The organism is Escherichia sp. WS338 (assembly GCF_046486405.1).
GTDB lineage: Bacteria > Pseudomonadota > Gammaproteobacteria > Enterobacterales > Enterobacteriaceae > Escherichia > Escherichia coli.
This window is the reverse complement of sequence record NZ_JBJQLL010000068.1, coordinates 1-9781: the sequence shown is the minus strand read 5'-3', so window position 1 is coordinate 9781 and position 9781 is coordinate 1. Positions and strand designations below refer to the sequence as shown.

At 51.7% G+C, this 9781-nt stretch carries 13 protein-coding genes and 2 pseudogenes; all 15 read left to right on the top strand.

The genetic code is table 11. From position 1 onward, the window contains the following. Window positions 1-109: 109 nt before the first annotated feature. A pseudogene (locus tag ACJHWT_RS24805) lies at window positions 110-1504 on the top strand (conjugative transfer relaxase/helicase TraI domain-containing protein); the annotation flags it as partial. A gap of 19 nt (window positions 1505-1523) precedes the next feature. Beyond that, window positions 1524-2270 carry a conjugal transfer pilus acetylase TraX gene (gene traX / locus ACJHWT_RS24800; protein ID WP_000205749.1) on the top strand — a complete coding sequence of 249 codons (747 nt, stop codon included), beginning with the start codon at window positions 1524-1526 and terminating at the stop codon, window positions 2268-2270. Window positions 2271-2328: 58 nt separating this feature from the next. Continuing rightward, window positions 2329-3189 carry an alpha/beta hydrolase gene (locus ACJHWT_RS24795; RefSeq protein ID WP_000704514.1) on the top strand — a complete coding sequence of 287 codons (861 nt, stop codon included), beginning with the start codon at window positions 2329-2331 and terminating at the stop codon, window positions 3187-3189. 102 nt (window positions 3190-3291) lie between these two features. Continuing rightward, window positions 3292-3852, top strand: coding sequence for a fertility inhibition protein FinO (locus ACJHWT_RS24790; protein WP_000139315.1), 561 nt, complete (start codon window positions 3292-3294; stop codon window positions 3850-3852). A gap of 135 nt (window positions 3853-3987) precedes the next feature. Then, window positions 3988-4200: an ANR family transcriptional regulator gene (locus ACJHWT_RS24785; protein WP_001299730.1), complete on the top strand. Its 213-nt coding sequence runs from the start codon at window positions 3988-3990 to the stop codon at window positions 4198-4200. A gap of 245 nt (window positions 4201-4445) precedes the next feature. Beyond that, window positions 4446-4520: pseudogene (locus tag ACJHWT_RS24780) on the top strand (endonuclease); the annotation flags it as partial. 303 nt (window positions 4521-4823) lie between these two features. Beyond that, a complete protein-coding gene (locus tag ACJHWT_RS24775) occupies window positions 4824-5030 on the top strand; it encodes a Hok/Gef family protein (protein ID WP_001351576.1) in 207 nt (68 codons plus the stop codon). Window positions 5031-5313: 283 nt separating this feature from the next. Next, window positions 5314-5571 carry a replication regulatory protein RepA gene (locus tag ACJHWT_RS24770; protein WP_000083845.1) on the top strand — a complete coding sequence of 86 codons (258 nt, stop codon included), beginning with the start codon at window positions 5314-5316 and terminating at the stop codon, window positions 5569-5571. Between the two features lie 231 nt (window positions 5572-5802). Continuing rightward, on the top strand, window positions 5803-5877 hold the full coding sequence (gene tap, locus ACJHWT_RS24765; protein ID WP_001442103.1) for a RepA leader peptide Tap: 75 nt from the start codon (window positions 5803-5805) through the stop codon (window positions 5875-5877). Further along, window positions 5870-6352 (top strand): hypothetical protein, encoded by a 483-nt coding sequence (locus ACJHWT_RS24760; protein WP_001273588.1) that lies wholly within the window; start codon window positions 5870-5872, stop codon window positions 6350-6352. Before tap ends, ACJHWT_RS24760 begins: the two co-directional genes overlap by 8 nt. Further along, window positions 6345-7202 (top strand): incFII family plasmid replication initiator RepA, encoded by an 858-nt coding sequence (gene repA, locus ACJHWT_RS24755; RefSeq protein ID WP_232583156.1) that lies wholly within the window; start codon window positions 6345-6347, stop codon window positions 7200-7202. Before ACJHWT_RS24760 ends, repA begins: the two co-directional genes overlap by 8 nt. 938 nt (window positions 7203-8140) lie before the next feature. Beyond that, a complete protein-coding gene (locus tag ACJHWT_RS24750; RefSeq protein ID WP_000616807.1) occupies window positions 8141-8794 on the top strand; it encodes a CPBP family intramembrane glutamic endopeptidase in 654 nt (217 codons plus the stop codon). A 92-nt stretch (window positions 8795-8886) separates the two neighbouring features. Beyond that, a complete protein-coding gene (pemI, locus tag ACJHWT_RS24745; RefSeq protein WP_000557619.1) occupies window positions 8887-9144 on the top strand; it encodes a type II toxin-antitoxin system antitoxin PemI in 258 nt (85 codons plus the stop codon). 1 nt (window position 9145) lies between these two features. Further along, entirely contained in the window at window positions 9146-9478 is a 333-nt protein-coding gene (gene pemK-mt, locus ACJHWT_RS24740) for a type II toxin-antitoxin system toxin endoribonuclease PemK-mt (RefSeq protein WP_000439434.1), read from the top strand. 248 nt (window positions 9479-9726) lie between these two features. Continuing rightward, window positions 9727-9781: IS1 family transposase (locus ACJHWT_RS24735; protein ID WP_129692851.1), on the top strand; the 55-nt coding region annotated here is incomplete at its 3' end.

Genomic DNA, 9781 nt, shown 5'->3' with positions numbered 1-9781 from the left:
CAAAATGAGTCAAAAGTGATCTCCATCGATGTTATTCAGCGATCTGTTCAAATGTTATTACCCGATCTCGATGGAAGTTATTGAGTGATCTCCTTTCATGAAAATACGCATGTATCACCGGATTGCCGGTATCAGCAAGGATGACGGGCTGATAACCCTGGAGGATGCGGAAGGTAACACGCGGCTGATTTCGCCCCGGGAGGCGGTGGCTGAAGGCGTCACACTGTACACCCCGGACACCATCCGGGTGGGAACCGGTGACCGGATGCGCTTCACGAAGAGTGACCGGGAGCGAGGTTATGTGGCCAACAGCGTCTGGACGGTGACAGCGGTTTCCGGTGACAGTGTCACGCTGTCGGACGGACAGCAGATCCGGGTGATTCGCCCAGGTCAGGAGCGGGCAGAGCAACATATTGACCTGGCTTATGCCATCACCGCCCACGGTGCGCAGGGGGCAAGTGAAACCTTTGCCATCGCGCTTGAAGGCACGGAAGGTAACCGGAAACTGATGGCCGGCTTTGAGTCAGCCTACGTGGCCCTGTCGCGTATGAAGCAGCATGTGCAGGTGTACACCGATAACCGTCAGGGCTGGACGGATGCCATCAACAATGCCGTACAGAAAGGAACTGCCCACGATGTGCTAGAGCCGAAATCGGACCGGGAGGTCATGAATGCAGAGCGGCTGTTCAGTACGGCGCGGGAGCTGCGGGACGTGGTGGCCGGCCGTGCCGTTCTCCGTCAGGCAGGGCTGGCCGGGGGAGACAGTCCTGCACGGTTTATTGCACCCGGGCGCAAATATCCGCAGCCGTATGTGGCACTGCCGGCTTTTGACCGTAACGGCAAGTCAGCTGGTATCTGGCTGAACCCGCTGACCACGGATGACGGAAACGGGCTGCGGGGCTTCAGTGGTGAAGGCCGGGTGAAAGGCAGCGGGGATGCGCAGTTCGTGGCCCTGCAGGGCAGCCGTAACGGAGAGAGCCTGCTGGCTGATAATATGCAGGATGGTGTCCGGATTGCCCGTGATAATCCTGACAGCGGTGTGGTGGTAAGAATCGCCGGTGAAGGTCGTCCGTGGAATCCCAGAACCATCACCGGTGGTCGCGTGTGGGGGGATATCCCGGACAACAGCGTTCAGCCGGGAGCCGGAAATGGCGAACCGGTCACGGCAGAGGTACTGGCACAGCGGCAGGCTGAAGAGGCCATCCGCCGTGAAACGGAACGCCGTGCGGATGAAATTGTCCGTAAAATGGCAGAGAACAAACCTGACCTGCCGGACGGCAAAACAGAGCAGGCTGTCAGGGATATTGCCGGGCTGGAGCGTGACCGGTCTGCCATATCTGAACGGGAAGCCGCGCTGCCGGAGAGTGTACTGCGTGAACCACAACGGGTGCGGGAAGCGGTCCGGGAGGTTGCCCGGGAAAATCTGCTGCAGGAGCGACTGCAGCAGATGGAGCGGGATATGGTTCGTGACCTGCAGAAAGAGAAAACCCTGGGCGGAGACTGACACAGGAAGATAAACGCTGATGACAACGGATAACACGAACACAACACGTAATGATTCACTGGCTGCCCGGACCGATACCTGGTTGCAGTCGTTGCTGGTCTGGTCACCCGGACAGCGGGATATCATCAAAACGGTGGCACTGGTGCTGATGGTTCTGGACCATGCAAACCGCATTCTGCATCTGGACCAGTCGTGGATGTTTCTGGTCGGGCGTGGGGCCTTTCCGCTGTTTGCCCTGGTGTGGGGGCTGAATCTGTCCCGTCATACGCATATCCGGCAGGAGGCCATTAACCGGCTGTGGGGATGGGCGGTGATTGCCCAGTTCGCATATTATCTGGCCGGCTTTCCCTGGTATGAGGGGAATATCCTGTTTGCCTTTGCAGTTGCGGCACAGGTGCTGACATGGTGTGAAACGCGCACCTGGTGGCGTTCCGCAGAGACCATGTTGCTTCTGGCAATGTGGTTGCCTTTCTCCGGCACCAGTTACGGCATTGCCGGGCTGCTGATGCTGGCAGTCAGCCACAGGCTGTACCGGGCGGAAGACAGAATGGAACGTCTGGCGCTGGTCGCCTGCCTGCTGGCTGTTATTCCGGCGCTTAACCTTGCCACCAGTGATGCAGCGGCGGTGGCCGGCCTTGTGATGACGGTGCTGACTGTTGGTCTGGTGTCCTGTACAGGGAAATCACTACCCCGTTTCTGGTACGGGGATTTTTTCCCGACGTTCTATGCCTGTCATCTTACTGTGCTGGGCGTTCTGGCTGTGTGACTGGTATGATGCTGGCGCTGATTCTGCTTATTAATAAACAACATAACACAGGATATTTATGAAAATTACGGATCACAAACTCCCTGAAGGTATTGCCCTGACATTTCGTGTCCCGGAAGGAAATATAAAACATCCTTTGATTCTCTTATGCCATGGATTTTGCGGTATCCGGAATGTTCTGCTGCCTTCCTTTGCGAATGCGTTTACAGAAGCCGGGTTTGCAACGATTACTTTTGATTATCGTGGATTCGGTGAGAGTGAAGGGGAACGAGGTCGTCTGGTTCCGGCAATGCAGACCGAAGATATTATTTCAGTTATCAATTGGGCAGAAAAGCAGGTATGTATTGATAATCAGCGTATTGGGTTATGGGGAACATCGCTGGGAGGGGGGCATGTCTTCAGTGCAGCTGCGCAGGACCAACGCGTAAAATGTATTGTCAGCCAGCTGGCTTTTGCTGACGGTGAGGTTCTGGTTACCGGAGAAATGAATGAACTGGAGAAAGCTTCTTTTCTGTCCACGCTGAATAAAATGGCAGAAAAGAAGAAAAATACCGGGAAAGAGATGTTTGTGGGGGTTACCCGGGTACTGAGTGATAATGAATCAAAGGTATTCTTCGAGAAGGTAAAAGGTCAGTATCCTGAAATGGATATAAAAATACCTTTCCTTACGGTTATGGAGACGTTGCAATATAAACCGGCAGAGAGCGCAGCCAAAGTACAGTGCCCAGTTTTGGTTGTTATTGCCGGCCAGGATAGTGTTAATCCACCAGAACAGGGAAGAGCCTTATATGATGCTGTTGCTTCTGGTACTAAGGAATTATACGAGGAAGCTGACGCATGCCATTATGATATTTATAAAGGCGCGTTTTTTGAACGTGTGGCGGCAGTACAGACGCAATGGTTTAAAAAACATCTTTAATTGTCGGTATTAATATGTCAGAGGTCGTTGAGGTCAGCTTAATATCATAGTGAGTAGTTTCAACGACCTGGAGGACATATTTTCACAAAGGTCAGGGCAATCATGACAGAGCAGAAACGACCGGTACTGACACTGAAACGGAAAACGGAAGGGGAAACACCGACCCGGAGCCGGAAAACCATCATCAATGTCACCACGCCACCAAAATGGAAGGTGAAAAAGCAGAAACTGGCGGAGAAGGCTGCCCGGGAAGCAGAGCTGGCGGCGAAGAAAGCACAGGCCAGACAGGCGCTGTCCATTTATCTGACGCTGCCCTCGCTGGATGAGGCGGTGAACACTCTGAAACCCTGGTGGCCGGGATTGTTTGACGGTAACACGCCCCGGCTTCTGGCCTGCGGTATCCGGGACGTGTTACTGGAAGACGTGGCGCAGCGGAATATCCCGCTCTCGCATAAAAAACTGCGCCGGGCGCTGAAGGCCATCACCCGTTCAGAAAGCTATCTGTGTGCCATGAAAGCCGGTGCCTGCCGGTATGACACGGAAGGGTATGTGACGGAGCATATTTCTCAGGAGGAGGAAGCGTATGCGGCAGGGCGTTTGGAGAAAATTCGCCGCCAGAACCGGACAAAGGCAGAACTTCAGGCCGTGCTTGATGGGAAATAAAAAAAGCCTCCCCGGAAACCGGGGAGGCTGAAACAATAAGGCTTAAAAGGAAATAACTTCCGTACCCGAAAGGAAGCCAGTCCACTGAATTATTTACCACAATAATACTGACGACTAAAAGGGAGGAGCAGAAAAATGAATGGATTCAGAAACAGTTCACGGAACGGTCAGGTCTGGCGTTACCAGCGTGCCGGCGGGCGGGCCGTTATTCTGGAGGTCAGTGGACGCTGGATGGAAGCGGCAGAAGCATGGCGACGGGCTGCCTGCATAGCTCCCCGGACAGACTGGCAACAGTTTGCCCGGAAAAGGGCTGAACACTGCCACCGGCGCTGCCGGGGAAGGGTGTAACGAAAAAAGCAGCCTTCATTACTCCAGGAGTCAGAAGGCTGAAAGGAGTTTATGAGATTTGCTTTTTTTAATATCCGGTCGGGCAGTATGACCGGCCAGTTCTGAGTAGCACAGAGTTTTTTCCGTATTAAGTCGCGATTTTATATTTTGTGATTAATTTCACAAAATAAGGTCTTATTCAATGTGTGCTGCGATATTCAGGGGGGCTGAAATACAGGTGCCATTTATCTGATATGGAGAATAACATGAGGAAATATATTCCACTGGTATTATTTATCTTTTCATGGCCGGTATTGTCTGCAGATGTTCACGGGCAGATTTATGCACCAGACAGAATGAATGTTAATTAGTTTATGAATACAACAGGGGCTGATCAGCAATCACCGGAACATCGTAGCTGACGCGTTCGCAATGCTCAGTTGTCCCCCCCGGAAACGGGAAAAAGTAAGTTTTCCCCCGCTCCCGGCGTTTTTGTAACAAAAACAGGCAAATGGGGGTAATAGTCAGCAACAGGGAATGTGGTATTATCGCGGCGGGTGTTTGAGCCTTTCTGGTTCAGGCAAGACGCAGGTACCAGAAATGCGAAGACCCCACTCGTTAATCCATTAACTCGTGAGGTCTGCATGAAGTACCTTAACACTACTGATTGTAGCCTCTTCTTTGCTGAGAGGTCAAAGTTTATGACGAAATATGCCCTTATCGGGTTGCTCGCCGTGTGCGCCACGGTGTTGTGTTTTTCACTGATATTCAGGGAACGGTTATGTGAGCTGAATATTCACAGAGGAAATACAGTGGTGCAGGTAACTCTGGCCTACGAAGCACGGAAGTAAGCTGCCGGGCGGGGACGGAAGTCCCCGCTTTCCGGAAGTGTGAGGTATTTCAGGGGCAGACACCCTATATACCAGAAACAGCCGGTCCCGCCCGGGGCCGGCACCCTGGCTAAGGCATTTCCAGCTTTTCAGTCATTTCATTATCAAAATCACATTAAACGGTCGTAATCAGACATGATTTGTGCGCCAACACAGATCATCGTCACAACTTTCAAGTCGCTGATTTCAAAAAACTGTAGTATTCTCTGCGAAACGATCCCTGTTTGAGAATTGAGGAGGCGAGATGTCGCAGACAGAAAATGCAGTGACTTCCTCATCAGGCACCAAGCGTACATACCGGAAAGGTAACCCTGTTCCGGCCAGAGAGAGGCAAAGAGCTTCTCTGGCTCGCAGAAGCAACACTCATAAGGCTTTTCATGCGGTTATTCAGGCCCGGTTAAAAGACAGGCTGAGTGAACTGGCGGATGAGGAAGGTATTACTCAGGCGCAGATGCTTGAAAAACTGATTGAATCAGAGCTGAAACGCAGAGCGACTTCGTAAATATTCACATTCTTGCTTATCTCAGGAGTGAGTGGTAGATTGCTGATCGTTTAAGGAATTTTGTGGCTGGCCACGCCGTAAGGTGGCAGGGAACTGGTTCTGATGTGGATTTACAGGAGCCAGAAAAGCGAAAACCCCGATAATCTTCTTCAAGTTTGGCGACTAGAAAGATTACCGGGGCCCCATAAAACCGCATAGCCAACAATTCAGCTATGCGGGGAGTATAGTTATATGCCCGGAAAAGTTCAAGACTTCTTTCTGTGCTCACTCCTTCTGTGCATTGTAAGTGCAGGATGGTGTGGCTAATCATGAAACACATTCAGTAATAGCGGGTGGGATTGAATCAGATCTTCACATTGATTCCAGCAAGTATCCTCACCCGTTTTGCAGCCTTCTCCAGAAAAGGGCTCATTTTGACTCCTTCAAGCATCTGATCTTCATCAGAGGTTTGCTTGCAATAGCGCATGGCAAACGTAAAAATAAAATCAGCGCGTCGATGGTTAGTTTTTATGTTTCCCTCGTACAAGTAATGTGCGCACACTACATCCCTGATACGAACAAAGTTAACTTATCTGTTAAAGAGCTTTCAGTTTGTAGTGGAGGTTCATACACTCGTGTTTGGAGAGCCCTCAAAACTCTTGATAATGATCTTCATCTCATCGCTTTTGATGGAGGAACCATCTGGTTCAGACCAGATATGTTCGAAACTTTACGTGTCGGCCCAGACGAGCTAGTTACCGCCCGTAGGAGGGGGAATAGTGTTGGAGGGGGACATGGCTGATCTCCTTCAAAAATACTATTCACAGGTTAAAAATCCGAATCCGGTGTTCACACCCCGTGAAGGTGCCGGAACGCTGAAGTTCTGCGAAAAACTGATGGAAAAGGCGGTGGGCTTCACCTCCCGTTTTGATTTCGCCATTCATGTGGCACATGCCCGTTCGAAGGGACTGCGTCGGCGCATGCCACCGGTACTGCGTCGCCGGGCTATTGATGCGCTGCTGCAGGGGCTGTGTTTTCACTATGACCCGCTGGCCAACCGCGTCCAGTGCTCCATCACTACGCTGGCCATTGAGTGTGGACTGGCGACGGAGTCTGATGCCGGAGTACTCTCCATCACCCGTGCCACCCGTGCCCTGACGTCCCTGGCTGAGCTGGGTCTGATTACCTACCAGACGGAATATGACCCGCTTATTGGTTGCAACATTCCGACCGATATCACGTTCACACCGGCGCTGTTTGCCGCTCTCGATGTGTCTGAGGTGGCGGTGGCTTCCGCACGCCGCAGCCGTGTGGAATGGGAAAACAGACAACGCAAAAAGCAGGGGCTGGATACCCTGGGCATGGATGAACTGATAGCGAAAGCCTGGCGTTTTGTTCGTGAGCGTTTCCGCAGTTACCAGACAGAGCTTAAGTCCCGGGGAATAAAGCGTGCCCGTGCGCGTCGTGATGCGGACAGGGAACGTCAGGATATTATCACCCTGGTGAAACGGCAGCTGACGCGCGAAATCGCGGAAGGGCGCTTCACTGCCAGTCGTGAGGCGGTAAAACGTGAAGTGGAGCGTCGTGTGAAGGAGCGCATGATTCTGTCACGTAACCGCAATTACAGCCGGCTGGCCACAGCTTCCCCCTGAAAGTGACCTCTTCTGAATAATCCGGCCCGAACCGGAGGCATTCGCACGCCTGAAGCCTGCCAGCGAACAAAAAATCAGCACCACATACAAAAAACAACCTCACTATCCACCTTCTGGAGCATCCGGTTCCCCCTGTTTTTAATACAAAATGCGCCTCAGCGACGGGGAATTTTGCTTATCCACATTTAACTGCAAGGGACTTCCCCATAAGGTTACAACCGTTCATGTCATAAAGCGCCAGCCGCCAGTCTTACAGGGTGCAATGTATCTTTTAAACACCTGTTTATATCTCCTTTAAACTACTTAATTACATTCATTTAAAAAGAAAACCTATTCACTGCCTGTCCTGTGGACAGACAGATATGCACCTCCCACCGCAAGCGGCGGGCCCCGACCGGAGCCACTTTAGTTACAACACACAAAAACAACCTCCAGAAAAACCCCGGTCCAGCGCAGAACCGAAACCACAAAGCCCCTCCCTCATAACTGAAAAGCGGCCCCGCCCCGGCCCAAAGGGCCGGAACAGAGTCGCTTTTAATTATGAATGTTGTAACTACATCTTCATCGCTGTCAGTCTTCTCGCTGGAAGTTCTCAGTACACGCTCGTAAGCGGCCCTCACGGCCCGCTAACGCGGAGATACGCCCCGACTTCGGGTAAACCCTCGTCGGGACCACTCCGACCGCGCACAGAAGCTCTCTCATGGCTGAAAGCGGGTATGGTCTGGCAGGGCTGGGGATGGGTAAGGTGAAATCTATCAATCAGTACCGGCTTACGCCGGGCTTCGGCGGTTTTACTCCTGTATCATATGAAACAACAGAGTGCCGCCTTCCATGCCGCTGATGCGGCATATCCTGGTAACGATATCTGAATTGTTATACATGTGTATATACGTGGTAATGACAAAAATAGGACAAGTTAAAAATTTACAGGCGATGCAATGATTCAAACACGTAATCAATATCTGCAGTTTATGCTGGTTATGCTGGCTGCATGGGGCATTAGTTGGGGAGCCAGATTTGTCATGGAGCAGGCCGTTCTGCTTTATGGATCAGGAAAAAACTATTTGTTCTTCAGTCATGGTACTGTTCTGATGTACCTGCTGTGTGTTTTCCTGGTATACCGCCGTTGGATAGCTCCGCTACCGGTCGTTGGTCAGCTGCGCAACGTTGGCGTACCGTGGCTGGTCGGTGCGATGGCCGTGGTGTATGTCGGTGTATTTCTGCTCGGTAAGGCGCTGGCTCTGCCTGCTGAGCCATTTATGACGAAACTTTTTGCCGATAAGTCCATACCTGACGTGATCCTGACGTTGCTGACCATCTTTATCCTTGCCCCGTTGAATGAGGAAACGCTGTTCCGGGGGATTATGCTGAACGTCTTCCGTTCACGGTACTGCTGGACGATGTGGCTGGGGGCGCTGATAACGTCGTTGTTGTTCGTCGCCGCGCACAGCCAGTATCAGAACCTGCTGACACTGGCAGAACTGTTCCTGGTGGGGTTGATTACATCAGTGGCCAGGATCAGAAGTGGTGGCCTGCTGCTGCCGGTATTGCTGCATATGGAAGCAACCACGCTGGGTTTACTGTTTGGTTGAAAGTTATATTTTTATTAAACATTGTGCGTTAAAGCCTGGTGTGTTTTTTTAGTGGATGTTATATTTAAATATAACTTTTATGGAGGTGAAGAATGCATACCACCCGACTGAAGAGGGTTGGCGGCTCAGTTATGCTGACCGTCCCACCGGCACTGCTGAATGCGCTGTCTCTGGGCACAGATAATGAAGTTGGCATGGTCATTGATAATGGCCGGCTGATTGTTGAGCCGTACAGACGCCCGCAATATTCACTGGCTGAGCTACTGGCACAGTGTGATCCGAATGCTGAAATATCAGCTGAAGAACGAGAATGGCTGGATGCACCGGCGACTGGTCAGGAGGAAATCTGACATGGAAAGAGGGGAAATCTGGCTTGTCTCGCTTGATCCTACCGCAGGTCATGAGCAGCAGGGAACGCGGCCGGTGCTGATTGTCACACCGGCGGCCTTTAATCGCGTGACCCGCCTGCCTGTTGTTGTGCCCGTAACCAGCGGAGGCAATTTTGCCCGCACTGCCGGCTTTGCGGTGTCGTTGGATGGTGTTGGCATACGTACCACAGGTGTTGTACGTTGCGATCAACCCCGGACAATTGATATGAAAGCACGGGGCGGAAAACGACTCGAACGGGTTCCGGAGACTATCATGAACGAAGTTCTTGGCCGCCTGTCCACTATTCTGACTTGAACATGGGGTTTGAGGGGCAACTGGATGAAAACGTACGATTTAGGGCACTAAAACCGCTGTTGTCCCACCATTCTGGTGATTCCCAAACGTTATTTGGCTAAAAAGTAGTTTTGATGTGGTTTATTTTCCGAATTCCAAGCGCAGCCCTACTTTCTTGTGCGTATTTGCGTGTTTTGCGCAGTTTTGAAGTTCCGGTGATGCTGCCAACTTACTGATTTAGTGTATGATGGTGTTTTTGAGGTGCTCCAGTGGCTTCTGTTTCTATCAGCTGTCCCTCCTGTTCAGCTACTGACGGGGTGGTGC

Excerpts from the sequence above, each read along its gene's own strand:
- repA (WP_232583156.1), top strand. The coding sequence starts at position 6,345 with ATGGCTGATCTCCTTCAAAAATACTATTCACAGGTTAAAAATCCGAAT.
- ACJHWT_RS24795 (WP_000704514.1), top strand. The coding sequence starts at position 2,329 with ATGAAAATTACGGATCACAAACTCCCTGAAGGTATTGCCCTGACATTT.
- ACJHWT_RS24770 (WP_000083845.1), top strand. The coding sequence starts at position 5,314 with ATGTCGCAGACAGAAAATGCAGTGACTTCCTCATCAGGCACCAAGCGT.
- pemK-mt (WP_000439434.1), top strand. The coding sequence starts at position 9,146 with ATGGAAAGAGGGGAAATCTGGCTTGTCTCGCTTGATCCTACCGCAGGT.
- traX (WP_000205749.1), top strand. The coding sequence starts at position 1,524 with ATGACAACGGATAACACGAACACAACACGTAATGATTCACTGGCTGCC.
- ACJHWT_RS24750 (WP_000616807.1), top strand. The coding sequence starts at position 8,141 with ATGATTCAAACACGTAATCAATATCTGCAGTTTATGCTGGTTATGCTG.
- ACJHWT_RS24785 (WP_001299730.1), top strand. The coding sequence starts at position 3,988 with ATGAATGGATTCAGAAACAGTTCACGGAACGGTCAGGTCTGGCGTTAC.
- ACJHWT_RS24775 (WP_001351576.1), top strand. The coding sequence starts at position 4,824 with ATGAAGTACCTTAACACTACTGATTGTAGCCTCTTCTTTGCTGAGAGG.
- ACJHWT_RS24790 (WP_000139315.1), top strand. The coding sequence starts at position 3,292 with ATGACAGAGCAGAAACGACCGGTACTGACACTGAAACGGAAAACGGAA.
- pemI (WP_000557619.1), top strand. The coding sequence starts at position 8,887 with ATGCATACCACCCGACTGAAGAGGGTTGGCGGCTCAGTTATGCTGACC.